The sequence below is a fragment of the Streptomyces sp. NPDC053432 genome, from assembly GCF_055585365.1.
This window is the reverse complement of the sequence record NZ_JBVJKF010000003.1, coordinates 312,392-336,996: the sequence shown is the minus strand read 5'-3', so window position 1 is coordinate 336,996 and position 24,605 is coordinate 312,392. Positions and strand designations below refer to the sequence as shown.

Below are 24,605 nucleotides of genomic sequence, written 5' to 3'. Positions count from 1 at the left end.
ACTGGAAGGCTGCCAATTGTGGCAGGTGGCGGTGGCGGACGGCGGGAGCCCTGCCCGTCAGCCCCGCAGGTCGGGCGGGAAGGCTCCGGCGGCGAGGGCCTGGTGGACGACGGCGCCGCCGAGTTCGGCGAGGCGGGCGAGGCCTTCGGCGCCGAGGTGCTCGTACGGGGCGGCGTCGAGGCGGTCGGTGTCGGTCTCCAGCTGCTCGCGCAGTGCCGCGCCGTGCTCGGTGAGGGCCCCGTCGGCGTCGAGCACGCCGCGTGTGCGCAGGCGGTCGGCGGCGGCGTCCAGGTCAGCCTGGTCCCAGCCGCGGATGCGCTTGATCCACTTGGGGCTCATGCCCTTGCCGGTGGCGGTGTGGCTGAGGAGCGCCTCGAGGGGGTCGAGTCCCGCGAGGAGCAGGGCGGCGAGGTGGCCGTCGCCGCGGTGCTCGCGCAGGAGGGTCGCGGCGTGCCAGAGCCGCAGGTGCGGCTCCTCGGGGACGGGGAGGTCGGCGTGGGCGGCGTAGAGGGTGCGGGCGTGCCGGGTGCAGCCCTCGGTCGCGCGTATCGCCAGGTCCGCGGCCTCGGCGAGCTCGGGCGAGGCGATGGTCCCGGGGCCGAGCAGCCGGCGCAGGGTGGCGTCGGCGGCGCGCAGCCGGGCGGCGAGGACCTGCTCGGGGGTGGCGGTGTCCCAGACGGCGGGGAGGTGCCGCGCGACGTGGTCGTGGCGGTAGTTGTAGAACGTGGCCGTCACGGCCCCTGCCCCGACGGCGCCCATGGCGGCGGAGCGCTGGGCGAGGTTGACGGCGACGGGGTCGGTGATACCCAGGCCGGCGAACTCCTTGGCGGTGTCCGGCGAGAAGTAGATCGTGGAGTGCAGCGGGTTGATGGCCGCGTGCCAACAATGCCGGGCCGCGAGCGGGGGAATCGTCATGGCGGCCAGGTTACCGACTGCTCAGTATGTCGGGAACCCTCGCGGGCGGCCGGGCCGTGGTGCCCGGCGGGCACCGGCCCCCGCGGCCACTTGCCGGCCCGTCCGCCCGGCTGCGGGGCGCGGCCGTCCGACGAGCCCGCCCGGCGGAACGGGCGCCGGCGCAAACGGCGTTCGGGGACCGGGGGCTGCGGGCGGAGCCCGCGGTTCCGGGGGGTGCGGTGGGAGCGGGCTCCGCAGGACCCCCGGTGCTCGGCGGCGCCGGGCCGTTCGGAGCACCCGGCGCGGGTCGGCCCGCGCCGGGTGGTGGACGGGCCCCGGGCCCGAGGACGGCGCGGCAGCGGGGTGTTTTTCCGGACGGGGATGCGGGGCGATTCGGCCGATCCGCAGGGCCCCGGCGGCGGCCCCGTCGCGCCCGTCGTCCCACCCGGGGGCCCGCGCGGCCGCGTCCTCGGGCCCCGCTTCTGCGGTCGCGCCGCAGGCCACGGCCTCGCGGCGGCGCAGCCCGCACCCGGCGGCACGGCCGGGGGCACCGCACCGCTCAGCGGAGCGTGACGGCCGAATGGCGATCGTGTGACAGCAGGGGCCATGGACATGACCTGATGCGCCACGCGTGAATACGGTCGGACGACGAGAGCCAACCGATCTGTCTCCCCTACCACTTGGAGCCATTCGTGCACCGCAAAGTCATCGCCCCGAGCGTGCTCGCCGCCTCCCTGCTGCTGGTGATCCCGGCGTCCGCGGCGAGCTACGGTCCGGGCGCGCCGGGTATCGGCGACCCCTACTACCCGGCCAGCGGCAACGGCGGATACGACGTGTCGCACTACGACCTGCGGCTGCAGTACCAGCCGCGGACGGACCTGCTCGAAGGGACCGCCACCCTCCTCGCCACCGCCAAGCAGGACCTCTCCCGCTTCAACCTCGACTTCGGGCTCCAGGTCAGCGAGATCAGGGTCAACGGCGCCAAGGCGAAGTTCGCCACCTCCGGCGCCCAGGAGCTGGAGGTCACCCCGGCCAAGCCGGTCTCCCGCAACACCCCGCTCACCGTCGTCGTCAAGTACGCGGGCAAGCCCTCCGAGCTGAAGGTGGACGGCTGGACCGCCTGGCAGCGCACCCCCGACGGCGGTGTGGCCGCCCAGGAGCCCGACTCGGCGATCTGGTGGTTCCCGAGCAACGACCACCCGCTCGACAAGGCCACCTTCGACGTCTCCGTCAACGTCCCCGACGGCACCCAGGCCATCAGCAACGGCGTGCTCCAGTCGCAGACTTCACGGCTCGGCTGGACCAGGTACAACTGGCGCTCGAACAAGCCCCAGGCCACCTACCTGGCCACTCTCGCCGTCGGCAAGTTCGACATCACCACCGACAAGACGGCGAGCGGGCTGCCGGTCCTCAACGCCTACAGCAAGGACCTCGGCGACAACGCGGGCGCGGCGCGCGCGAGCGTGGAGCGCAGCGCCGAGGTCGTGGAGTGGCTGGAGGGGGTCTTCGGGCCGTACCCCTTCAACGCGCTGGGCGGCTACGTCCCGAACGTGCCCTCCGGCTTCGCGCTGGAGACCCAGACCCGCCCGTTCTACAGCCCGCGCCAGTTCCAGAACGGCTCGAACGTATCGGTGGTCGTGCACGAGCTGGCCCACCAGTGGTACGGCGACAGCGTCTCCGTGGACGGCTGGAAGGACATCTGGATCAACGAGGGCTTCGCCCGCTACAGCCAGTGGCTGTGGTCGGAGAAGGAGGGCGAGGGCACCGCGCAGGAGCTCGCCGACTGGGCCTACTCCCTGCGCCCGGCGGAGGACCCGTTCTGGCAGGTCAAGCCGGGTGACCCCGGTCCGGAGAACCAGTTCCACGGGGCCGTCTACGACCGCGGCGGCATCGCCCTGCAGGCGCTGCGCAACCGTATCGGCGACGAGAAGTTCTTCGCGATCCTCAAGGGCTGGCCGACCGAGCGCGCCTACGGCAACGCGAAGGTCGCGGACTTCGTCTCGTACGCGGAGAAGGTCTCCGGGCAGCCCCTCGCGGAGCTCTTCCAGACCTGGCTGTACACCCCGGGCAAGCCCGACGCCTCGGCCCTGAACCCGGCGGCGGCGAACCCCTCGGCCCGCTCCCTGCAGGCGGCCCCGGTCAACAGGACCGAGCCGAAGTCATGGAAGAAGATCGCGGAGACGAACACGATCCACGAGCACGGGGAGCACGGCGGGCACTGAGCCCCGTCAGCGGGCGGCGGCGTGCCACCGGGCGCGCGCCGCCCGCGCGATGGGCAGGTACCGCAGCCGCTCGGGCAGCAGCGGTACGAGGATCCGCACGACGGCGCTGAACGCGCGCAGCCGGCGTTCCTCGGCCGGGCTCCACCGCAGCCCGAGGACGGCCCGCGCCTCGGGCGGCATGTACCCGACGGTGACGAAGGCGCGCAGGCGCAGGAACGCCGCCCGCAGCGCCGGCCAGGTGAGCCGCAGCAGCAGCCGCACGGCGGGGCCCCCGCCCTCGGGCGGGGGCAGAGGCACGTCGGTGGCGACGAGCTCGCGGGCGACCCCGGTCGGCTCGATCTCCTCGGCCAGCATCCGCCGCCAGTACGTCCAGTACTCCTCGATGCTCTGCGGCATGTCCCGGTCGCGCAGCCCCAGGATCCGGCCGACCTGGAGCCACTCCCGGTAGAGCTGCCGCTCCTGCGCGGGCGTGAAGCGGCGCAGCAGGTAGCGCCCGGCGTAGAGGTAGACGGGGAAGCCGGTGGCGTGCACCCAGGCGTAGCAGGCGGGGTCGAGGGAGTGGTACGGGCGGCCGCGGGTGTCGGTGCCCCGGATGTCCTTGTGCAGGCGGCGCACCCGGCGGCCCTCCTCGGCGGCCTCCTCGCCGCCGTACACCCACAGCTGGACCGAGCGCAGGGAGCGTTCTCCGCGGCCCCAGGGGTCGGTGCGGAAGACCGAGTACTGGTCGACGCCGGCCCCGATGGCGGGATGGGCGACCTGCAGGGTGAAGGCGGCGGGCAGCATCAGCAGGGCCCGGACGTCGCCCGCGATGGTCCACAGCACCCCGCCGGGCGGGGGCGGCTCGGGGTCGGTCCGGCCGCCGGGCGTCCGGTGCGCGCCGGGCGCGGAGAACGCCCGCCGTTCGGTCCGGCTCATGTGCGCCCCCTGGTGTCGATCTCGCCGGTTCCAGTATGACCCGCGGCCGGAACCGGCCGGGTCGCCACCTTGTCGTGGCCCGGACAGAAAGTCGCTGCACGGGTGTTACCCAGAGGTAACCGCGGCTGCTTGGATGGCGGAGCCGATCTTCCCCCGCAGGAACGATGGAGTCCTCATGCTGCCTTCCTCCCGACGCCACCGCGCCGTCGCCGCTGCCGTGGCCGCGATCGCCGCCGGTACCCTGGCCGCCACCTCCGCGCCCGCCGCCACGGCCGCGGAGAGCGCGACCGCGCCGCGGCTCAGCGTCCTCTCGTACAACGTGTTCCTGATGAGCAAGAACCTGTACCCGAACTGGGGCCAGGACCACCGGGCCGCGGAGATCCCGAAGGCCGCCTTCTTCCAGGGCCACGACGTGGTCGTGCTCCAGGAGGCCTTCGACAACGGCGCCTCGGACGCACTCAAGGCCAACGCGGCCGACCGGTACCCGTACCAGACCCCGGTCGTCGGCCGCAGCAAGAGCGGCTGGGACGCCACGGGCGGCTCGTACTCCTCCACCACCCCTGAGGACGGCGGCGTCACGATCCTCAGCAAGTGGCCCATCCTCCGCAAGGAGCAGGTCGTCTACAAGGACGCCTGCGGGGCCGACTGGTGGTCCAACAAGGGCTTCGCCTACGTGGTGCTCAACGTGAACGGCACCAAGGTGCACGTGGTCGGCACCCACGCCCAGTCCACGGACCCGGGCTGCGGCGCGGGCGAGGCGGCACAGATGCGCGCCCGCCAGTTCCGGGCCATGGACGCCTTCCTGGACGCGAAGAACATCCCGGCGGACGAGCAGGTCATCGTGGCGGGCGACATGAACGTCGACTCGCGCACGCCGGAGCTCGCCTCCATGCTGGCCGACGCCGACCTGGCGCCCTCCGACACCCGCACGGGCCACCCGTACTCCTTCGACACGGCGCTGAACTCGATCGCCAACTACCGCTACCCGACGGACCCCCGCGAGGACCTGGACTACGTCCTGTACCGCAAGGGCAACGCCCGTCCGGCGGGCTGGGAGAACAACGTGGTCAAGGAGCAGTCGGCGCCCTGGACCGTCTCCAGCTGGGGCACCTCCTACACCTACACCAACCTCTCCGACCACTACCCGCTCATCGGACGCTAGTGCGGAGCCGGGGGTGGGACCCCGGTCCCGGCGGATCGCACCCCCGCCGTCCCGCTACCGCTCCCCGGGAGCGCCGGCGTGCGTGGCGCACCACTCGGCGAACGGGCGCAGGGCCCGCCACGACGTGCGGACGCGGTCGAGGGCCTCGGGGGTGCTGACCCAGGCGTCGGGCGGCCAGCCTCGGTGGGCGTAGATGCTGCGGTAGCGGAGCAGGTCGAGGCGGGGATGGTCCTGTGCGACGCCGCGCGGCCGGGTCTTCAGCCGCTCGCCCGCCAGCTCGAAACCGTCGGCCCGCAGGGTTTCGAGGACGGCGGCCAGTTCCGTGCCGGGGCCGTCCGCGTCCACGGCGGCCCGGTAGCGGGCGAGCTGCTCGCCGGAGGGGCCGTGGAGCCCGGCGGCGACCAGGAGACCGTCGGCGTCGACCGCGACGTAGTAGCCCTGGGAGGTGTGCGCGCCCTGCTGCGTCTTGTAGGGCGATTTGTCGGCGGAGAACCGGACGTCGCGGTACGGGCGGAAGATCTTCGCCGGGCCGAACTCGGCCTCGAGCTCGGCGCACAGCTCCTGGATCGGCTCGCGGACGGCCGACTCGTACGTTTCCTTGTGCGCGGTCCAGTAGCTCCTGGAGTTGTCCGCGGCCAGAGCCTCGTAGAAGGCGAACGCCTCCTGGGGGAAACCGGAGAAAGCCATGACGCCAGTACACACCGGCGGGGCACGGCACGCAGCCCTCGGGGCGCCCGGCCCCGTCCGGTGGACGGTGGTCCGCCCACCGGACGGGGCCGTCCCGGTCACACGCCTTCGTACATCTCCTCGTAGAGGCCCTCGATCAGGTCCCGGTACTTCTCCCGGACCACCCGGCGGCGGAGCTTCAGCGACGGGGTGAGCTCTCCCGTCTCGGGGCCCCACTCCTCGGTCAGCAGCCGGTACCTCTTGATCTGTTCGGTCCGGTTCAGCCTCGCGTTGGCCGCCTCGACCGCGCGGGCGACCTCCTCGCGGACGGCCGGGTGTCCGGCGAGCGCGCCGGGCGAGGCGGCCTCGATGCCGCGGGCCGCCGCCCACGCCGGGGCCAGTTCCGCGTCCAGGACGAGCAGGGCGACGAGGTAGGAGCGGCCGTCGCCGTGCACCATGGCCTGGCCGATCAGCGGGTGTTCCTTGACGGTGTTCTCCACCAGGGCCGGCGAGACGTTCTTGCCGTTCGAGGTGATGATCAGTTCCTTCTTGCGGTCGGTGATCCAGAGGAATCCGTCCTCGTCGAGGCGGCCGATGTCCCCCGTCGGGAACCAGCCGTCGCCGTCCGAGGCGCTGTCCACCGAACCGTCGGGGCGCAGATAGCCCGCGAAGACGGTCTCGCCCCGGGCGAGGACCTCCCCGTCCTCGGCGAGCCTGAGCTCCAGTCCCTCGATCGCGCGGCCGACCGAGCCGAGCCGGAAGCCGTCCGGGCTGTTGACCGTGCACACACCCGAGGTCTCGGTGAGCCCCCAGGCGTCCATGATGGTGATGCCCCAGCCGGCCCAGAAGTGCACCACGTCGAGGGGCATCGGCGCGGTGGCGCTGGCCGTCCAGACCAGCCGGTCGAGCCCCGCGAGGCGCAGCAGCGGGTCCAGGACCTGTTCCTTGGCCTTGGTGTACGAGGCCTCGAGCGCGGCCGGGACCTCCTCGGCCCGCTCCCGGTGGCCGGCCCGGGCGCGGGCCAGGTCGCCCGCGGCCTCGATGGACCGCTGCTGCTCCTCGGGGAGCTGCGCGAGGACGGCCCGTACGGACGCGGCGAGCTTCTCCCAGACCCGGGGCACCCCGAAGAACTGCACCGGGTGCAGCTCGCGGACGGCCGCCGACACGGCGGTCGGGTCCGCGCACAGCCGGACGTGGGCGGCGCGCAGGAGGGGCAGGTAGATCCCGAGGACGCGCTCGGCGATGTGCGCGAAGGGCAGGTAGCAGATGTGCTCGGCGTGCTCCGGCAGATCGACGTGCCGGTCGAGGCGGACGGCCTGGAGCACGAGGTTGCGGTGGGTGAGGCGGACGCCCTTGGGGTCGCCGGTGGTGCCCGAGGTGTAGACGACGGTCAGCGGGTCCTCCGGGGCGGTCTCCCGCCAGGCCTTCTCGAAGGCCTCGGCGGCGTGCAGCCGGGCACCGCTCGCGTACAGGGAGCCGTAGGTGCGGTGCGGGCCGGCCTGGGCGGGCTCGGCGACGACCAGGCGCTCCAGGGGCACGCTGTCGTCGGCCAGCAGCGGCTCCCACCGGGCCAGTTCCCGGGCGCCCTCGACGACGGCGGTCCTGGCGCGGCTGTGGCGGGCGATGTGGGCGATCTGCTCGGGCGCGGAGGTCCCGTACACGGTGACGGGGACGGCGCCGAGGTGGACGAGGGCGAGGTCGCTGAGCCAGTGCTCCGGCCGGTTGCCCATCATCATCAGGACGTGCTCGCCGCGCTCGACGCCGAGGGCGGCGTATCCGGAGGCGAGGACGGCCACCTTGCGGCGGACCTCGCTCCAGGTGAGGGTCTCCCAGCCGTCGCCCGAGCGCCACGAGAGGGCCGGCAGGTCCCCGTGTTCGGCGGCGTTGCGGGCCAGCAGGGCGGGGAAGGTGATCTCTTCGGGTCGTCCGGGCAGTCGCAGGGTCGTGGTCATGGGCAGCTCCTGGCCGTTTCACATCGTTGGTGCGACAGCAATACTGTTGAACCCAAGCTGTGGAGCAGAGAGCGAGGCGCAGACGATGGCCGACCAGGCACCCGAGCCGATGCTCACCGTCGACGAACTGGCGGCCAGGGCGGGCGTCACCGTGCGCACCGTACGGTTCTACAGCACGCGCGGGCTTTTGCCCCCTCCCGTGATCGGACCTCGTCGGGTGGGCCACTACGGGCCCGAGCACCTGTCCCGGCTGGCCCTGATCGAGGAGCTCCAGCACCAGGGGATGACCTTGTCGGCCTGCCAGCGCTACCTGGAGGCCCTCCCGGACGACCTGAGCGCGCACGACCTGGCGATCCACCGGGCGATGGTGGCGAGTTGGGCACCGGACTCGGCGCAGGAGGTGTCGCGGGCGGACCTGGAGAAGCGGGCCGGGCGGAGCCTGTCGGATTCCGACGTCCGGCGGCTGACCGCCATGAACGTGCTCGCCGCCTCGGGCGACGGGTTCCGGGTGGACGTGGGGCTGCTGCGGCTGGGGGTCGCGCTGCTCGACGTACCGATCGCCCACGAGACGATCCTGGCGGCGCGCACGGTGCTGATCGAGCACACCCGGTCGGCGGCGCACGAGCTGACGGCGCTGTTCCGGGACGAGGTGTGGGGACCGTTCACCGAGGGCGAGAGCGACCCGGAGCGGGTGGAGTCGATGAAGGCGCTGTCGGCGCACATGCAGCCGATGGTGGTGCAGGCCCTGGTGACGGCCTTCCAGCGGTCCCTGCGCGAGGAACTGCGGGCGGCGTTCGAATCCGGCGGATAGGACGCGCGGGCCCGGTCCGGCCCCGCCGCGCGGGGCCGGACCGGCGTGGGTACCGTGGGAAGGAAGCTCCGTGCCGGGCCGGTCCACCCCCGAGCAGTTCACGATCGCCTTCGTGAGGGAGCTCGATCCCCATGGACCTCAACACCATCACCGAAGTCGTCCGGCGGCCCGCCGACCGGCCGGGCTCCGACTGGCACGACGGGGACGCCTGGCTCGCCGGCGGCACCTGGCTGTTCTCCACGGAACAGCCCGGATTGCGCCGCCTGGTCGACCTGACGGCGCTGCCCTGGGAGCCCCTCGTCCCGGGCGACGCCGGCCTGGAGATCGGTGCCACGTGCACCGTCCGCGACCTGTACGCCTTCTCCCCGCCCGCCGAGTGGACCGCGGGCGCTCTCATCCGGACGGCCTGCGAGGCGTTCCTCTCCTCGTTCAAGGTCTGGAACGCGGCGACCGTCGGCGGGAACATCTGCATGTCGCTGCCGGCCGGCCCGATGATCACTCTCACGGCCGCGCTGGAGGCGCGGTACGAGCTGTGGGCCGCCGACGGGTCCGTGCGCACGGTCGACGCGCTGGACTTCGTGACGGGGAACAACCGCAACGTCCTCGCGCCCGGGGAGATCCTGCGCCGCATCGACGTTCCGGCGCACGCCCTGCGCAAACGCGCCGCACACCGCCGCTTCAGCCTGACCCGTCTCGGCCGTTCGACCGTGTTCCTCATCGGCACGCACACGCCCGGGACGGACAACCTGCTGCTCACCGTCACCGCGGGCACCACGCGGCCGGTGCGGTTCGCCTTTGAGTCCATGCCCGATGCCGGCACCCTGCGGGAGAGCATCGACGCCGTCCCCGCCGACGTGTGGTTCTCCGACCCCAACGGGACCCCCGACCACCGCCGCCACCTGACGCGGCACTTCGCCGAAGAGATCCGCAGTGAATTCATCGCTGGGGGCCCGCCATGACCTACCTCGTGAACGGAAGGGGCTTCGACGCGGAGCCCGACCCCGGCCAGTGCCTGCGGACGTTCCTGCGCCGGCTGGGTCACTTCGGCGTGAAGAAGGGCTGTGACGCGGGCGACTGCGGCGCGTGCACCGTGTGGCTGGACGGCGTTCCGGTGCACAGCTGCATCACCCCGGCCTTCCGCGCGGAGGGCCGTGAGGTGACCACGATCGAGGGGCTCGGATCGCCCGGCGGCCTGCACCCCGCGCAGCAGCGGTTCCGGGACGCCCCCGGCTTCCAGTGCGGGTTCTGCACCGCGGGGATGATCATGACCTCGGCGACCTTCACGGAGGAGCAGAGGGCAGACCTGCCCCGGGCCCTGAAGGGCAACCTCTGCCGCTGCACCGGCTACCGGGCGGTCGAGGACGCCGTCCAGGGCGTGGCGAACGTGCAGTCGGCCGCCCCCGGCAAGGCCGTCGGGAGGAGCGTCGGCGCACCCGCCGCCGAGGAGGTGGTGACCGGCCGGGCCGAGTTCACCATGGACACCAGCATGGAGGGGATGCTGCACCTCAAAGTGCTGCACTCCCCCCACGCCCACGCCCGGATCGTCTCGATCGACAAGACCGCCGCGCTCGAGGTCCCCGGTGTCCGGCGCGTCTACACCTGGCAGGACGTGCCGCGCAGACGGTTCACCACGGCGATCCACACGGACCATCTCGTCGATCCCGACGACACGTACGTCCTCGACGACACCGTCCGCTTCGCCGGGCAGCGCGTCGCCGCCGTCCTCGCCGACACGGTCGGGGCCGCGGAGGAGGGCTGCCGCAGGCTGGACGTCGAGTACGAGGTGCTGCCGGCGGTCTTCGACCCCGAGGAGGCCATGGCGGACGGGGCGCCCCAACTACACGACTCGCCCGACCCGTTCGTCCGGGACTCCGTCCACAACCTGCTGGTGGAGCTCCACTCGCACATCGGCGACGTCGGCGCGGGCTTCGCGGCGGCCGACGCGATCCACGAGGGCACCTATTTCTCCCCGCGCGTGCAGCACGCGCACCTGGAGACCCACGGCTCGATCGCCTGGTGGGAGGACGGTCGGCTCAACGTCCGCACCAGCTCGCAGTCGCCGTCCATCGCCAAGGTCAAACTGGCCTACTTGTTCGCGCTGCGCCCGGACCAGCTCCGCGTGTTCTGCAAGCGCGTCGGCGGCGGTTTCGGCGGCAAACAGGAGGTGATCACCGAGGACCTGGCCGCCCTCGCGGCGCTGGACACCGGGCGGCCCGTCTGCTTCGAGTTCACGCGCGAGGAGGAGTTCACCACAGCCTCGCCTCGGCACCCGATGAAGCTGACCGTCAGACTCGGCGCGAAGAACGACGGCACGCTCACGGCCGTCCAGGTCCGCAACGTCTCCAATACGGGCGCCTACGGCAACCACGGCGGGGAGACCCTGTACGCGGGCGGTGCCGCGGTCATGCTCTACCGTTGCCCCAACAAGAAGTACGACGCCTACTCCGTCTACACGAACACCGTTCCGAGCGGCGCGCTGCGCGGGTACGGGATGACCCAGCCCGCCTTCGCCGTGGAATGCGCGATGGACGAACTGGCCCTCGCCCTGCACATGGATCCGCTCGAACTGCGCCGCCGCAACATCGTGCGCCCCGGCGATTCGCTCATCGCGCTCCACGACGGCCCCGACGACGTGATGTTCAACGAGGACGGGCTCGCCAAGTGCATCGACCTCGTGGCCGGAGAGCTGGCCCGGACGGCCGACCAGCCCTCCCCCGGCCCCGGCTGGCTCCTGGGGACCGGCGTGGCCAGTTCCCTGCACGAGACTGCACCCCCGACCGAGCACATCTCGGAGGCCTGGGTCACGCTCGGCGACGATCTGGTCTATGAACTCGCCATCGGCACCGTCGAGTTCGGCGAGGGAACGTCGACCGCGCACGTCCAGATCGCAGCCAACCAGCTGGGGACGACACCGTCCCGGATCCGCCTGGTGCAGTCCGACACCGACCGTACCGGGTTCGACACCGGCGCCTTCGCCAGCGCGGGACTGTTCGTGGCGGGCAACGCCGTGCTCCGGGCGGCCAACGCCGTGCGCGACCGCGTCCTGGAGTTCGCCGCCGCGCAGACCGGTGTGCACGTCGTGATGTGCTCGATGGACGACGACCACGTCATGTGCGGCGACGAACGCGTGCCCCTGGCCGATCTCGTCGCCGCGGCCCGCGACCGCGGCATCCGTTTCACCGCCGCCCGCAGGGCCTACGGCTCGCCCCGCAGCGTCACCTCCAACACCCAGGGCTTCCGCGTCGCCGTCCACCCGGTGACGGGCGAGATCCGCATCCTCCACAGCGTCCACGCGGCCGACGCGGGCGTGCTCATCAACCCCGAGCAGGTCCGCGGCCAGGTGGACGGCGGTGTCGCCCAGGGCATCGGGTTCGCCCTGACCGAGAACTACATGGTCGACGCGGACGGGGTCATGACCAACCCGAACCTGCGCAACTACCGGATCCCGACGTACGCCGACGTCCCGCGCACCGACCTGCTCCTGGTGGGCTCCTCCGACTCCGTCGGGGCCATGCACTCGAAGGGGATGGCGGAGTGCTGCATCAACCCGGTGGCGCCCGCGCTTGCGAACGCGGTCCGCGACGCCACCGGCGTCCGCTACCGCGAGCTGCCCCTCACCCCGGAGCGGATCTACAGCAGGCTGGCCGACAGCCGGTCGGCCCGGACGGGCCCGGGACGATGACCACCGGCCGGCAGGCGGAGACGGCCGCCACCGTCATCATCGGCCACCGGATCCGGCCCGGCATGGACGCGGAGTACGAGCGGTGGCAGGAGGACGTCAACGCCGCCGCCACCCGGTATCCCGGTCACCTCGGCGTCGAGGTGACCCCGCCGACGGAGCTCCAGCCGGACTGGGTCGTCGTCTACCGGTTCGACTCCGTCGACCACCTGCAGGCCTGGATGAACGGCGCGACCCGGCAGCGGCTCCTCGACATCGGGGAGAAGTTCTTCGACGGCCCCGGCACCCAGCAGGTCATCAGCGGCGGCAGCCGGCCCACGGACCAGCTGGTGACCGTGGTGGTGACCCACCGGGTGCGCCCGGAACACGTCGACGAGTTCATGCGATGGCAGCGCCGAATGAGCGAGGAGGAGGGCCGGTTCCCGGGCTTCCGCGGCACGGAGGTCTTCCGCCCGGTCGAAGGCCTCCAGGACGAGTGGACCACCCTGTACCGCTACGACAACGCCGAACACCTCGACGCCTGGCTCACGTCGGAGAAACGGCGGCAGCTGCTCGCCGAAGGCGAACGGTTCCACGACTTCAAGCTGCACACGATCGACAACTCCTTCGGCAGCTGGTTCGCCTTCGAGGAGAACGGCAGGGAGGCACCGCCGCCCTCGGAGACCAAGACGGCCATCGCGGTCTGGGTGGGTCTCTATCCGACCGTCGTACTACTGGCGCTCGCCCTGTCCCCGCTGAGGCTGCCGATCTGGATCGGGCTGCTCGTGGGCAACCTGCTGTCGAGCCTCGCCATGACCTTCTTCACGATGCCTTACTACGTCAACCGGCTGCTGAAACGGTGGCTGTGGCCCGCACCCGATGCGCCGCCGCTGCGGACCAACCTCGTCGGACTCGGCATCGTCGCGGCGGCGCTCGGGTTCTGGGCGGTCGTCTTCTACCTCGTGACCCGGCAGTTCTGGACCCTGCCCTGAACTGCTGGAACACGGAAGGGCGGGCCGGGAAGGAACCGGCCCGCCCTCCGCGCGCCGCGTCAGTCGGTGTACGTCTCGCCCCGGCCGGCCTTCTCCACCAGGGAGGCCGGCGGGGTGAAGCGCTCCCCGTACTGCGCGGCGAGTTCGCGGGCGCGGGTCACGAAGCCGGGCAGGCCGCCCTCGTAGCCGTTGATGTACTGGATGACACCGCCGGTCCAGGCCGGGAAGCCGATGCCCATGATCGAGCCGATGTTGGCGTCGGCGATCGAGGTCAGGACCCCCTCGTCGAGGCAGCGGACGGTGTCCAGGGCCTCGGAGAAGAGCATCCGCTCCTTCATGTCCTCGAACGGGATCTCCGCGTCCGGCTTGGCGAAGTGCTCGCGCAGCCCCGGCCAGATCCGGGTGCGCTTGCCGGTCTCGTCGTACTCGTAGAAGCCGGCCCCCCCGCTGCGCCCGGGACGGCCGAACTCGTCGACCATGCGGTCGATGACGCGGTCGGCGGGGTGTTCGGTCCACGCACGGCCCTCGGCCTCGACGGCCTTGCGCGTCTCGTTGCGGATCTTGCGCGGGAGGGTGAGGGTGAGCTCGTCCATCAGCGAGAGGACCTTGGCCGGGTACCCGGCCTGGGCCGCGGCCTGCTCGATCGACGCGGGCTCGATGCCCTCGCCCACCATCGCCACGCCCTCGTTGATGAACTGGCCGATGACGCGCGAGGTGAAGAAGCCGCGCGAGTCGTTGACCACGATCGGGGTCTTGTTGATCTGGCGGACCAGGTCGAAGGCGCGGGCGATGGCCTCGTCGCCGGTCCGCTCGCCCTTGATGATCTCGACGAGCGGCATCTTGTCGACGGGCGAGAAGAAGTGCAGCCCGATGAAGTCGGCGGGGCGCGAAACCCCCTCCGCCAGGCCCGTGATGGGCAGGGTGGAGGTGTTGGAGCACAGCAGCGCGTCCGGCGCGACGACGTCCTGGATCTCCTGGAACACCTTGTGCTTGAGGGCGGTGTCCTCGAAGACCGCCTCGATGACGGCGTCGCAGCCCGCCAGGTCGGCGGCGTCGGCGGTCGGCGTGATCCGGGCGAGCAGCTCGGCACGCTGGGCCTCGGTGGTGCGGCCGCGGGAGAGCGCCTTGTCGAGCAGCTTCTCGGAGTACGCCTTGCCCTTGGCGGCGGCCTCGGCGGTGACGTCCTTGAGGACGACCTCGATGCCGGCGCGGGCGCAGGAGTAGGCGATGCCCGCGCCCATCATGCCGGCGCCGAGCACGGCCACCTTCGTGACCTTGCGCGGGGCGATGCCCTGTGGGCGGCTGCGGCCCGCGTTGACGGCCTGGAGGTCGAAGAAGAACGCCTGGATCATGTTCTTCGCGGTCTGCCCGGTGACCAGCTCGGTGAAGTAGCGGGCCTCGATGGTCAGCGCGGTCTCGAAGTCCACCTGGGCGCCCTCGACGGCGCAGGCGAGGATGTTGCGCGGCGCCGGGTAGGGGGCCCCGTTCAGCTGCTTCTTCAGGTTGGCCGGGAAGGCCGGCAGGTTGGCGGCGAACCTCGGGTTGGAGGGGGTGCCGCCCGGGATCTTGTAGCCGGGGACGTCCCAGGGCTGCTTCGACTCCGGGTTCGCGTCGATGAAGGCGCGGGCCTTGGCCAGCATCTCCTCCGGGGTGGCGGCCAGTTCGTGCACCAGCCCGTTGTCGAGAGCGCGCTTCGGGTTGTACTGGGTGCCCTGGAGCAGCACCTTGAGCAGCGCGTCGGCGATGCCCATGAGGCGGACGGTGCGGGTGACGCCGCCGCCGGCCGGGAGCAGGCCGAGGGTGACCTCGGGCAGGCCGATCTTGGTGCCGGGGGCGTCGAGGGCCACGCGGTGGTGAGAGGCCAGACAGATCTCGTAACCGCCGCCGAGGGCCGTGCCGTTGATGGCGGCGACGACGGGCTTGCCGAGCGTCTCGATGCGGCGCAGCGAGTGCTTGATGGCGGTGCCCGTGTCGAAGGCCAGCTGCGCGTGCTCGGGGCGCAGCTGGATCATGTCCTTGAGGTCGCCGCCCGCGAAGAAGGTCTTCTTGGCCGAGGTGTAGATGATGCCGCGGATGGAGTCCTTCTCGGCCTCGGCGCGGTCCGCGATGGCCGCGATGGAGTCCTTGAAGGCCTGGTTCATCGTGTTCGCGGACTGGCCGGGGTCGTCGAGGACCAGGGTGACGACGCCGGTCTCGTCCTGTTCCCAGCGGATCGTGGTGGACTCGCTCATGTTCGCTACTTCCGTGTCAGAGAGGAGGTCTGGGGGATACAGGACGCTGGTCAGAGACGCTCGACGACGGTGGCGACGCCCATGCCGCCGCCGACGCAGAGAGTGACGAGCCCGTAGCGCTTGTCCTGGCGCTCCAGCTCGTCGACGACCGTGCCGAGGATCATCGCGCCGGTGGCGCCGAGCGGGTGGCCGAGCGCGATGGCGCCGCCGTTGACGTTGACCTTGTCGAGCGAGACGCCCATGTCCTTGACGAAGCGCAGGACCACGCCGGCGAAGGCCTCGTTGATCTCGATCAGGTCGATGTCGTCGATGGTCAGCCCGGCCTTGGCGAGGGCCTTGCGGGTGGCGGGGGCGGGGCCGGTGAGCATGATGGTCGGCTCGGAGCCGGACACCGCCGCCGAGACGATCCGGGCGCGGGGCGTCAGGCCGTTGCGTTCGCCCGCCTCGCGGGAGCCGATGGCGACGAGCGAGGCCCCGTCGACGATGCCGGAGGAGTTGCCGGCGTGGTGGACGTGGTCGATCTTCTCGATCCAGTGGTACTTCTGCAGGGCGACCGCGTCGAAGCCGCCGAGCTCGCCGATGTCGGCGAAGGAGGGCTTGAGCTTGGCGAGGGTGTCGGCGGTCGTCCCCGGGCGGACGAACTCGTCGTGGTCGAGTACGACGAGGCCGTTGCGGTCGGTGACCGGTACGACGGACTTGGCGAAGCGGCCGTCCTTGATGGCCGCGGCCGCCCGCTCCTGGGAGAGGGCCGCGTACTCGTCGACGTCCCGCCGGGAGAAGCCCTCGATGGTGGCGATCAGGTCGGCGCCGATGCCCTGCGGGACGAAGTTGACGTCCCAGTTGGTCATCGGGTCGTTGAACCAGGCGCCGCCGTCGGAGGCCATCGGGACCCGGGACATCGACTCCACGCCGCCGGCCAGGACGAGGTCCTCCCAGCCGGACCGGACCTTGGCGGCGGCCAGGTTGACGGCCTCCAGGCCGGAGGCGCAGAAGCGGTTCTCCTGCACGCCCGCCACCGTGTCCGGGAGACCGGCGGCGATGGCCGCGATACGGGCGATGTCGGAGCCCTGGTCGCCGACCGGGCCGACCACGCCGAGCACGATGTCGTCGATGGTGCCGGGGTCGAGGCCGGGGTTGCGCTCGCGCAGGGCGTCGATGAGGCCGACGACCAGGTCGATGGGCTTGGTGCCGTGCAGGGCGCCGTTGGCCTTGCCCCGGCCGCGCGGGGTGCGGATCGCGTCGTACACGTACGCTTCGGTGCTCACTGGTCAAGCCTTTCGAGGGGAGTTAGCCGAGCAGGGAACGGCCGATGATCTCTTTCATGATCTCGGTCGTGCCGCCGTAGATGGTCTGGATGCGGCCGTCGGTGAAGGCCCGCGCGACCCGGTATTCGGTCATGTATCCGTACCCGCCGTGCAGTTGCAGGCAGCGGTCGGCGACCCGCTTCTGGAGTTCGGTGGCCCACCACTTGGCCATCGAGGCGTGGACGTGGTCCAGTTCCCCGTTGGAGTGGTCGACGATGCACCGGTCGAGGAAGGTGCGGGTGACCGCGCACTCGGTGGCCATCTCCGCCATCTCGAACCGGATGTGCTGGAGCTTGGAGAGCGGCCGCCCGAAGGCCTCGCGCTCCTTGACGTACCGAGTGGTGATCTCCAGCAGGTGCTCGGCGGCGGCGATGCCGGCCATCGCGATGCCCATCCGCTCCTGGGCGAGGTTGGTCATCAGGTGGACGAAGGCTCCGTTGAGCTCGCCGAGCAGGTTCTCCTTGGGGACGCGTACGTCGTTGAAGAAGAGCTCGGCGGTGTCCTGGGACTTCTGCCCGATCTTGTCGAGGTTGCGGCCGCGCTCGAAGCCCTCCGCGCCGCGCTCGACGACCAGGAGCGACAGACCGTGCGCCCCGCCCTCGGGCGTGGTCTTCGCGACGACCACGACCAGGTCGGCGAGGATGCCGTTGGAGATGAAGGTCTTGGAGCCGTTGAGCACCCAGTGGTCGCCGCGGTCCTCGGCGCTGGTCCGGATCCCCTGGAGGTCGGAGCCCGCCCCGGGCTCGGTCATCGCGATGGCCGTGATGATCTCGCCCGAACAGAAGCCTGGCAGCCAGCGGCGTTTCTGCTCCTCGGTGGCCAGCGAGGTCAGGTACGGGCCGATGATGTCGTTGTGCAGGCCGATGGCCAGCCCGGGGGTGCCCGCCCGGGTGAACTCCTCGGCGATCACGGCGGCGTAGCGGAAGTCGGTGTTGCCGCCGCCCCCGTACTCCTCCGGGACGGCCAGGCCCAGCAGTCCCTGCCGGCCGGCGGCCCGCCAGGCGTCGCGGCTGACGATGCCGTCCTTCTCCCACTGCTCGTAGTGCGGCAGCACCTCCTTGGCGAGGAAGGTGCGGACGGTCTCGCGGAACGCCTCGTGCTCGGCGTCGAAGATCCGGCGCTTCATCGTGCGGCTCGCTTCATCACAAGGTTCATCGGACGGGGCTCCCTAAAGCCAGTTCCTGACGGTTTCGATCAGCCGGGCCGGCTCGGGGCCCACGGGCGTGACGTTGAGCATGGTCACGCCCGCCTCGCGGAAGGCCTCGACCCGCTCGCGTACGTAGCCCTCGGGCCCGCACAGCGTCATCAGCTCGCAGAACTCGTCCGGGACGGCGGCCGCCGCGTCGCGCTTGCGGCCGGAGAGGTAGAGCTCCTGGATCCGGCGGGCCTCCTCCCCGTAGCCGTAGGCCACGGCGAGGTCGTTGTAGAAGTTCTTGCCGACCGCGCCCATGCCTCCGACGTACAGGGCGATCTGCGGGCGCGCCAGGTCCCGCGCGGCCGCCGCGTCCTCGCCGATGGCGAGCAGGCCGCCCGCCACCGTCTGCAGCGGGCCGAGCTCCGGGGACCGGCCTGCGGCGCCCCGGGCGAGCGGTTCGCCCCACACCTCGCGCGCCTTCTCGGGGATGAAGAGGGTCGGCAGCCAGCCGTCGGCGATCTCCGCGGTCATGGCCACGTTGGCCGGGCCGAGCGAGGCGATGTAGACGGGGATCGAGCTGCGCACCGGCCGGGTCAGGATCTTCAGCGGCTTCCCGTGCCGGCCGCCCTTCTCGGGCGGCAGCGGCATGTCGGTGATCCCGTGGTGGTCGATCGTCTCCCGGCGCCAGATGCGCCGGCACAGGTCCACCGTCTCGCGGGTCCGGCCGAGCGGCCGGTCGTACGGTTTCCCGTGCCAGCCCTCCACCACCTGCGGGCCGGAGGCGCCGAGGCCGAGCAGCGCGCGGCCGCCCGAGACGGCGTCGAGCCCGGCGGCCGTCTGGGCGATGAGGCCGGGGGTGCGGGAGTAGACGTTGAGGATCGCCGAGCCGATCTTGAGCCTTTCGGTGCGGGCGGCGAGGTAGCCCATGATCGTCGGGGAGTCGAAGCCCCAGGCCTCGGCCACCCACACCGCGTCGAGCCCCGCCGACTCCAGCTCCACCGCCCGGTCGGCGGCCCGGCGGGCGTCGCCGGCGTAGTCGAGCATCATGGAGAGTTCCATCAGCCGTCCTTCTGCGCGTTCTCCGGCGCGTTCCCCGGTGCCTTCTCCGGCGCCTTCTCCGGTGCGTCCTTCAGCAGGGCCGGGACGTCCCAGTCCGCGGCCACGGACCCGGTGTGCGCGCCCGGCAGGGCCGGGCCGGCGGTGACGGCGGCGGGGGTCGCCGAGAACCGGGGGGCGGGGGCGGGCTGCACGATCCCGCCGAAGTCGGTGAAGGTGCCGCGGGCGGCGAGGTGCGGGTGCTCCGGGGCCTCGCGCAGGGACAGCACGGGCGCCACGCACGCGTCCGTACCCTCGAACACGGCCGTCCACTCCGCGCGCGTACGGGTCCTGAAGCGCCCGGCGACCGTCTCGCGCAGCTCGCCCCAGCGGGCGAGGTCCTTGCGGGCCGGTGCCCGGTCCCGGATGCCGAGCAGTTCCACGAAGGTGTCGTAGAACTGCTGCTCCAGCGGACCGACGGCCATGTACCCGCCGTCGGAGGTCTCGTAGGTGCCGTAGAAGGGGCAGCCCCCGTCGAGCAGGTTGGCCCCGCGGCGGTCCTGCCAGCCGCCCGCCGCCATCATGCCGTGGATCATGGCGGTGAGGTGGGCGGTGCCGTCGACGATGGCGGCGTCGACCACCTGGCCGGCGCCGGTGGTCCGGGCGTGCTGGAGGGCGGCGAGGACGCCGATCACGAGGTAGAGCGAGCCGCCCGCGTAGTCGCCGACGAGGTTGGCGGGCACGGCCGGGGGTCCGTCCGGGTCGCCGATCATGCCCAGGGCCCCGGTCACGGCGATGTACGCGATGTCGTGCCCGGCGGTGTGGGCGAGGGGGCCCTCCTGGCCCCAGCCGGTCATCCGGCCGTAGACCAGCGCCGGGTTGCGTGCGTGGCAGTCGGCCGGACCGACGCCGAGCCGCTCGGCGACCCCGGGGCGGAAGCCCTCGATGAGGATGTCGGCGCGCTCGACCAGCTCCAGGACCCGGGCCGGGCCCCCGTCGGACTTGAGGTCGACCAGGACGGAGCGCTTGTTGCGGTTGGTGACGTCGTACGCCGGGTTCACCGCGAGCCCGCCGCCGCCGGGCCGGTCGACCCGGACGACGTCCGCACCCAGGTCGGCGAGGAGCATCGCGGCGAACGGGCCGGGTCCGATGCCCGCCAGCTCGACGACCCGCACCCCGGCGAGCGGCCCCCGCCCGCCCGCGCCCGCGGCCGCGTTCGCGCCCGCGGTCCCGTTCCCTGTCACTGCCATCGAGCCCCCAGCATCCGTAGGACCACCATGTGACACAACTGATGTAACACCGGTGATGCTAGGAACGTGTTCCACTCAGCACAAGAGCAAGCGCTTAGCCGGTTCCCCGCACCGTCCGATTTTCGCTTGAAAAGAGGGGCACCCCCCTGATCAACTCCAGGGCGACTGTGTACTCTGAGCACGGTTTCGAACCTGTTCAAGCGTTCGATTGAAAACAACAAGGGGGGGCCGGTGCGCAATCACCGACTCGTAGTTTCCGCCGCCGTCATCGCGGCGAGCGTAGGTCTCATCCCGGGTACGGCCCAGGCGGCCGATCCGGTCAAGCCGGACGCGCACGGCACCACCGCTCCCGACCTGAAGCTGGGTCAGGGCCGGGACGACAAGTCGTCCTCCAACAAGTTCACCAGCCCTGCCGACCGCACGGTCCGCAAGGCCCTGCCCTCCGCCGGGGGCAAGACCGCCACCGCCCAGACGCCGGGCGTCGCCGCCGACAACCCGGGCCTCGCGGTCCAGCTGACGGCGTACGGCACGACGGCGCACGGCCTCGAGATCGACAGCGTGATCACGAGCGCGGACACCGACCTGTCCGTCACCGTCGAGTGGGGCGACGGGACGAACGAGCAGTTCGGCGCCTACGGGAACGACGCGCGGACGCTGGCGCACACCTACGCCGAGGTCGGCTCGTACACCGTCAAGTACACCGTGACGGACGCCGCCAACAACGTCACGGCCGTCAACGAGGTCGCCGTCGTCACCCGCGGCTCCGAGTTCACGCCGCACACCCCGACCCGCCTCCTGGACACCCGTGACGGGACCGGCGCCCCGCAGGGCAAGGTCGCCGGGCGCGGCACCACCCGGGTAAAGATCGCCGGCAACGCGAACATCCCGGCCGGCGTCACCGCCGTGGCCCTCAACATCACCGTCACCAACACCGCCGGCGGCGGGCACGTCACCGCCTACGCCGAGGGTCAGGAGCGGCCGACCACGTCGAACGTGAACTTCTCCGCCGGCCAGACCGTACCGAACCTGGTGATCGTGCCGGTGGGTGCCAGCGGTTACGTCGAGCTCTTCAACGGCGGCTGGGAGTCGGTCGACCTGATCGCCGACGTCACCGGCTTCTTCTCCAAGACCGCGTCCAGCGGCTACACGCCGGTCGACCCGACCCGCTTCGTCGACACCCGCGAGGGCCTCGGCACGGCCAAGGGCCAGCTCGGCGCCCGCAAGTCCTTCACCACCCAGATCGGCGGCCTGCGCAACGTGCCCGCGGGCATCAAGGCCGTCGCTCTGAACGTCACGGTGACCAACCCCAAGCAGGCCGGCTACCTGTCCGTCTACCCGGGCGGCGGCTCGGTCCCGGGCTCGTCCAACCTGAACTTCACCGCCGGCCAGACGATCGCCAACTCGGTGATCGTGCCCGTCTCCGCCGACGGCAGGATCAGCGTCTTCAACGGCGCCTGGTCGGGGGCCGACGTGGTCGTCGACGTCGTGGGCTACTACAGCCCGGACAGCGCAAGCGCCTACGTCCGCCTCGTCCCGGAGCGCCTGCTCGACACCCGCGACTCCTCGCAGTGGGCCTACGGCCCCCTCGAGGGCCAGGGCTACATCTACATGCCGCTCACGACCAAGTCGCCCAACATCACGGGCGTGGTGCTGAACAGCACCGTCACCAACACGCAGGGCACCGGCTACCTCACGGTCAGCCCGGACCCGAACTCGATCGACAGCTACAACAACGGCACCGACTTCTGGCCGACGCCGCCGAACTCCTCCAACCTCAACTGGACGAAGGGCGCCACCGTCCCGAACCTGGTCCAGACGACCATGGGCTACAACGGCATCATCGACTTCTGGAACCGGGGCTGGAACGACACCGACCTCGTCGTCGACATCTTCGGTTTCTACGGCAAGGGCTGACGCCCCGTGAGGACCGCGGCCACGGCCGCGGTCCTCATCGCGAAGCGCCCCGGGAACGGCCCCACCGCCGCTCCCGGGGCGCTGTTCGTCCCGCGCGCGCACCGCGCTAGCCTCAGCCACCGACACCAGCTGGGAGGAGCGGTCATGAACGCAACGGTGCGGAGCCCTCGGGGACCGCAGGACCATCCGGAACGGGACTACGACATCGTGCTCTTCGGGGCGACCGGGTTCGTGGGGGCACTGACCGCGGAGTACCTGGCGGCGCACGCACCCGCCGGCTGCCGCTGGGCACTGGCCGGCCGGGACCTCGCCAAACTGGAGCGGCTGCGCGAGCGGCTCGCCGTCATCGACCCCGCGTGCGCCGGCCTCCCCCTGCTCCCGGCCGACGCCGGTGACGCGGGGGCGATGCGCCGATTGGCCGCGTCCACCCGGGTGCTCGCCACCACCGTGGGACCGTACGTCTGGTACGGCGCGGAGCTCGTCGCCGCCTGCGCCGAAGAGGGCACGGACTACCTGGACCTCACCGGCGAGCCGGAGTTCGTGGACCGGATGTACGTGGAGCACGACGCCCGCGCCCGGGAGACCGGCGCCCGCATCGTGCACGCCTGCGGCTTCGACTCGATCCCGGCGGACCTCGGGGCGTACTTCACGGTGTCCCGGCTCCCCGAGGGGGTCCACCTGCGGGTCGACGGGTTCATGCGGTCCAACGCCGTCTTCTCCGGCGGCACCCTGGCCTCCGCGCTGACCGCCATGGGGCGCGGCCCCCAGACCTTCGCGGCCGCGCGCGCCCGCCGGCTGCACGAACCCCGGCTGCTGGGCCGGCGGGCACGAGGGCCGGTCGGTGCGCCCCGGTTCAGCCGGGAGACCGGCACCTGGGCCCTGCCGCTGCCCACGCTGGACCCGGCGATCGTGGCGCGGTCGGCGGCCGCGCTGGAGCGGTACGGCCCGGACTTCCGCTACCGGCACTACGCCTCCGTCAAGCACCTGCCCGTCGCGGTGGGCGGTACGGCGGCCGTGGCCGCGACGCTGGCCGCGGCCCAGGTGCCGCCCGCCCGGCGGTGGCTGATGAACCGCTGGGAGTCGGGCCGGGGTCCCGACGCGCAACGCCGCGCGCGCAGCTGGTTCACCGTGCGGTTCGTGGGCGAGGGCGGCGGCCGGCGCGTGCTCACCGAGGTCTCGGGCGGTGACCCGGGCTACGGGGAGACGGCGAAGATGCTGGCCGAGTCCGCGCTCTGCCTGGCCCACGACGCCCTGCCCGACCGTGCGGGTCAGCTCACCACGGTGGTGGCGATGGGCGACGCGCTGCTCGACCGGCTCCGGAAGGCGGGGATCGTCTTCCGGGTCGCGGACGAACGCTGAGCCGACGACGCCCGTCTCACGCGGCCGCCTCGCGCAGGGCCCGGCGGCACAGGGAATCGGCGTGCCGGGTGGTCTCGGGGATCCGGAAGCGGGGACTGAGGGCGAGCGCGTGGGCGCAGGCGTTGTCCAGCGACACCCGGTGCCCGACGGAGACGTAGACCGGCTTGACGCCGTCCTGCGTGCGCAGCGCCCGGCCGACGACGGCCCCGTCGGGTGCGAGCAGCGGGGCGGCGTCACCGCGCCGGGCGCCGGGTTCCTCGTAGGTGAAGGTGAAGGGGTTCTTCGCGATGCCGATGGCCGGGAGCCCGGTCACCACCCCGAGGTGGCAGGCGAGGCCGAAGCCCCGGGGGTGGGCGAGCCCGTAGCCGTCGCAGACGACGAGGCCGGGGGCCGCCGTCAGGGCGTCGAGGGCGGCGAGCACGGTCGGCAGCTCACGGAAGGCGAGCAGCCCGGGCACGTAGGGGAAGCTGACGTGCCCGACGGCGGTGGCCTCCTCGACGACCTCCAGGGTGGCGGCGTCGAGCACCACGGCCGCGGCCGCGACCAGGTCGCGCTCGTCGTCGTAGGCGACGTCGACACCCGTGACCAGGCCGCGCCCGGGCGGCGGTCCGGGCTCGTCGAGTACGACCTGGTGCCGCAGTACGTCCTGTATCGCCCGGGCTTCGGCCTCGTCGGCGGGGGTCTTCACACTCGTCATGATGAGCGAGAGTAGCCTGGCGATCATGTTCGTCATGGAGCTCAGCTACACCGCACCCCTCGAAGCGGTCGAGGAACAGATGGACGCCCACATCGCGTGGCTGGACGGCCACTACGCCGCCGGCGTCTTCCTCGCCTCGGGCCGCAAGGTCCCCCGCGAGGGGGGCGTGATCCTGGCCGGCGGCGTCTCCCGGGCGGAGATCGAGAGCATCGCGGCCGAGGACCCCTTCGCGGTGGCGGGCGTCTGCTCCTACCGCATCACGGAGTTCATCGCGTCGAGGACGTCGGCGGACCTGTCGGCGGTACGGGAGAACCCGGTCGGGTCCTGAGGGGTGTGACGGGGGGCGGGCCGTGGGGCGGGCCGTGCGGGGGCCCGCCGGGCCGGCTGTTCACCCCCGGCCCGCCCCCA

At 72.1% G+C, this 24,605-nt stretch carries 19 protein-coding genes; 9 read left to right on the top strand and 10 right to left on the bottom strand.

Features of this window, described 5'->3' with window-relative positions:
- Positions 1–57: 57 nt before the first annotated feature.
- Positions 58–915, bottom strand: a complete 858-nt coding sequence (locus ACZ6Y1_RS07605) for an SCO6745 family protein (protein ID WP_469624553.1) — start codon at positions 913–915, stop codon at positions 58–60.
- 671 nt (positions 916–1,586) lie between these two features.
- Here ACZ6Y1_RS07605 and ACZ6Y1_RS07600 point away from each other — a divergent pair.
- A complete protein-coding gene (locus ACZ6Y1_RS07600; RefSeq protein ID WP_469624550.1) occupies positions 1,587–3,116 on the top strand; it encodes a M1 family metallopeptidase in 1,530 nt (509 codons plus the stop codon).
- Positions 3,117–3,122: 6 nt separating this feature from the next.
- Here the strand turns inward: ACZ6Y1_RS07600 and ACZ6Y1_RS07595 are convergent, their stop codons facing one another.
- Entirely contained in the window at positions 3,123–4,031 is a 909-nt protein-coding gene (locus tag ACZ6Y1_RS07595; protein ID WP_469624548.1) for an oxygenase MpaB family protein, read from the bottom strand.
- A gap of 175 nt (positions 4,032–4,206) precedes the next feature.
- Between ACZ6Y1_RS07595 and sph the strand changes: the two genes are divergently transcribed.
- Positions 4,207–5,193 carry a sphingomyelin phosphodiesterase gene (gene sph / locus ACZ6Y1_RS07590; RefSeq protein ID WP_469624546.1) on the top strand — a complete coding sequence of 329 codons (987 nt, stop codon included), beginning with the start codon at positions 4,207–4,209 and terminating at the stop codon, positions 5,191–5,193.
- Positions 5,194–5,247: 54 nt separating this feature from the next.
- Here sph and ACZ6Y1_RS07585 read toward each other — a convergent pair whose 3' ends face one another.
- Positions 5,248–5,880 carry a DUF2461 domain-containing protein gene (locus ACZ6Y1_RS07585; protein ID WP_469624544.1) on the bottom strand — a complete coding sequence of 211 codons (633 nt, stop codon included), beginning with the start codon at positions 5,878–5,880 and terminating at the stop codon, positions 5,248–5,250.
- A 98-nt stretch (positions 5,881–5,978) separates the two neighbouring features.
- Complete coding sequence (locus ACZ6Y1_RS07580) at positions 5,979–7,811, bottom strand: AMP-dependent synthetase/ligase (protein ID WP_469624541.1); 1,833 nt, start codon at positions 7,809–7,811, stop codon at positions 5,979–5,981.
- Between the two features lie 85 nt (positions 7,812–7,896).
- On the opposite strand from ACZ6Y1_RS07580, the gene ACZ6Y1_RS07575 reads away from it, so the two are divergent.
- The 4 genes from ACZ6Y1_RS07575 to ACZ6Y1_RS07560 all read left to right on the top strand — a co-directional run bounded on the left by ACZ6Y1_RS07575 (position 7,897) and on the right by ACZ6Y1_RS07560 (position 13,272).
- On the top strand, positions 7,897–8,622 hold the full coding sequence (locus ACZ6Y1_RS07575) for a MerR family transcriptional regulator (protein ID WP_469624539.1): 726 nt from the start codon (positions 7,897–7,899) through the stop codon (positions 8,620–8,622).
- Positions 8,623–8,753: 131 nt separating this feature from the next.
- Positions 8,754–9,581, top strand: coding sequence for an FAD binding domain-containing protein (locus ACZ6Y1_RS07570; RefSeq protein ID WP_469624536.1), 828 nt, complete (start codon positions 8,754–8,756; stop codon positions 9,579–9,581).
- On the top strand, positions 9,578–12,304 hold the full coding sequence (locus ACZ6Y1_RS07565; RefSeq protein ID WP_469624531.1) for a molybdopterin-dependent oxidoreductase: 2,727 nt from the start codon (positions 9,578–9,580) through the stop codon (positions 12,302–12,304). The genes ACZ6Y1_RS07570 and ACZ6Y1_RS07565 overlap by 4 nt, the downstream gene beginning before the upstream one ends.
- A complete protein-coding gene (locus ACZ6Y1_RS07560; protein ID WP_469624529.1) occupies positions 12,301–13,272 on the top strand; it encodes an antibiotic biosynthesis monooxygenase in 972 nt (323 codons plus the stop codon). Before ACZ6Y1_RS07565 ends, ACZ6Y1_RS07560 begins: the two co-directional genes overlap by 4 nt.
- Positions 13,273–13,331: 59 nt before the next feature.
- Here the strand turns inward: ACZ6Y1_RS07560 and ACZ6Y1_RS07555 are convergent, their stop codons facing one another.
- From ACZ6Y1_RS07555 to ACZ6Y1_RS07535, 5 genes are read right to left on the bottom strand one after another with little or no spacing between them, the layout of a single operon-like run.
- Positions 13,332–15,503 carry a 3-hydroxyacyl-CoA dehydrogenase NAD-binding domain-containing protein gene (locus tag ACZ6Y1_RS07555; protein WP_469624521.1) on the bottom strand — a complete coding sequence of 724 codons (2,172 nt, stop codon included), beginning with the start codon at positions 15,501–15,503 and terminating at the stop codon, positions 13,332–13,334.
- Positions 15,504–15,553: 50 nt separating this feature from the next.
- Positions 15,554–16,768: an acetyl-CoA C-acetyltransferase gene (locus ACZ6Y1_RS07550; protein WP_469624518.1), complete on the bottom strand. Its 1,215-nt coding sequence runs from the start codon at positions 16,766–16,768 to the stop codon at positions 15,554–15,556.
- Between the two features lie 22 nt (positions 16,769–16,790).
- The gene (locus ACZ6Y1_RS07545) at positions 16,791–17,933 is read right to left on the bottom strand and encodes an acyl-CoA dehydrogenase family protein (RefSeq protein ID WP_469624513.1); all 1,143 of its coding nucleotides are present in this window, start codon (positions 17,931–17,933) and stop codon (positions 16,791–16,793) included.
- Positions 17,934–17,975: 42 nt separating this feature from the next.
- Positions 17,976–19,001: an LLM class F420-dependent oxidoreductase gene (locus ACZ6Y1_RS07540; protein WP_469624510.1), complete on the bottom strand. Its 1,026-nt coding sequence runs from the start codon at positions 18,999–19,001 to the stop codon at positions 17,976–17,978.
- Complete coding sequence (locus tag ACZ6Y1_RS07535; RefSeq protein ID WP_469624507.1) at positions 19,001–20,227, bottom strand: CaiB/BaiF CoA transferase family protein; 1,227 nt, start codon at positions 20,225–20,227, stop codon at positions 19,001–19,003. The genes ACZ6Y1_RS07540 and ACZ6Y1_RS07535 overlap by 1 nt, the downstream gene beginning before the upstream one ends.
- Positions 20,228–20,458: 231 nt before the next feature.
- On the opposite strand from ACZ6Y1_RS07535, the gene ACZ6Y1_RS07530 reads away from it, so the two are divergent.
- The gene (locus tag ACZ6Y1_RS07530; protein WP_469624504.1) at positions 20,459–22,141 is read left to right on the top strand and encodes a PKD domain-containing protein; all 1,683 of its coding nucleotides are present in this window, start codon (positions 20,459–20,461) and stop codon (positions 22,139–22,141) included.
- A gap of 144 nt (positions 22,142–22,285) precedes the next feature.
- Positions 22,286–23,500: a saccharopine dehydrogenase family protein gene (locus ACZ6Y1_RS07525; RefSeq protein WP_469624501.1), complete on the top strand. Its 1,215-nt coding sequence runs from the start codon at positions 22,286–22,288 to the stop codon at positions 23,498–23,500.
- Between the two features lie 16 nt (positions 23,501–23,516).
- Here ACZ6Y1_RS07525 and ACZ6Y1_RS07520 read toward each other — a convergent pair whose 3' ends face one another.
- Complete coding sequence (locus tag ACZ6Y1_RS07520) at positions 23,517–24,197, bottom strand: endonuclease V (RefSeq protein ID WP_469624496.1); 681 nt, start codon at positions 24,195–24,197, stop codon at positions 23,517–23,519.
- A gap of 25 nt (positions 24,198–24,222) precedes the next feature.
- On the opposite strand from ACZ6Y1_RS07520, the gene ACZ6Y1_RS07515 reads away from it, so the two are divergent.
- A complete protein-coding gene (locus ACZ6Y1_RS07515) occupies positions 24,223–24,525 on the top strand; it encodes a YciI family protein (RefSeq protein ID WP_469624882.1) in 303 nt (100 codons plus the stop codon).
- The last annotated feature ends 80 nt before the right edge of the window (positions 24,526–24,605 follow it).

Coding starts and splice junctions, on each gene's coding strand:
- ACZ6Y1_RS07605 (WP_469624553.1), bottom strand. CDS start 915: ATGACGATTCCCCCGCTCGCGGCCCGGCATTGTTGGCACGCGGCCATC.
- ACZ6Y1_RS07595 (WP_469624548.1), bottom strand. CDS start 4,031: ATGAGCCGGACCGAACGGCGGGCGTTCTCCGCGCCCGGCGCGCACCGG.
- sph (WP_469624546.1), top strand. CDS start 4,207: ATGCTGCCTTCCTCCCGACGCCACCGCGCCGTCGCCGCTGCCGTGGCC.
- ACZ6Y1_RS07585 (WP_469624544.1), bottom strand. CDS start 5,880: ATGGCTTTCTCCGGTTTCCCCCAGGAGGCGTTCGCCTTCTACGAGGCT.
- ACZ6Y1_RS07580 (WP_469624541.1), bottom strand. CDS start 7,811: ATGACCACGACCCTGCGACTGCCCGGACGACCCGAAGAGATCACCTTC.
- ACZ6Y1_RS07575 (WP_469624539.1), top strand. CDS start 7,897: ATGGCCGACCAGGCACCCGAGCCGATGCTCACCGTCGACGAACTGGCG.
- ACZ6Y1_RS07570 (WP_469624536.1), top strand. CDS start 8,754: ATGGACCTCAACACCATCACCGAAGTCGTCCGGCGGCCCGCCGACCGG.
- ACZ6Y1_RS07565 (WP_469624531.1), top strand. CDS start 9,578: ATGACCTACCTCGTGAACGGAAGGGGCTTCGACGCGGAGCCCGACCCC.
- ACZ6Y1_RS07560 (WP_469624529.1), top strand. CDS start 12,301: ATGACCACCGGCCGGCAGGCGGAGACGGCCGCCACCGTCATCATCGGC.
- ACZ6Y1_RS07555 (WP_469624521.1), bottom strand. CDS start 15,503: ATGAGCGAGTCCACCACGATCCGCTGGGAACAGGACGAGACCGGCGTC.
- ACZ6Y1_RS07545 (WP_469624513.1), bottom strand. CDS start 17,933: ATGAAGCGCCGGATCTTCGACGCCGAGCACGAGGCGTTCCGCGAGACC.
- ACZ6Y1_RS07540 (WP_469624510.1), bottom strand. CDS start 19,001: ATGGAACTCTCCATGATGCTCGACTACGCCGGCGACGCCCGCCGGGCC.
- ACZ6Y1_RS07535 (WP_469624507.1), bottom strand. CDS start 20,227: ATGGCAGTGACAGGGAACGGGACCGCGGGCGCGAACGCGGCCGCGGGC.
- ACZ6Y1_RS07525 (WP_469624501.1), top strand. CDS start 22,286: ATGAACGCAACGGTGCGGAGCCCTCGGGGACCGCAGGACCATCCGGAA.
- ACZ6Y1_RS07520 (WP_469624496.1), bottom strand. CDS start 24,197: ATGACGAGTGTGAAGACCCCCGCCGACGAGGCCGAAGCCCGGGCGATA.
- ACZ6Y1_RS07515 (WP_469624882.1), top strand. CDS start 24,223: ATGTTCGTCATGGAGCTCAGCTACACCGCACCCCTCGAAGCGGTCGAG.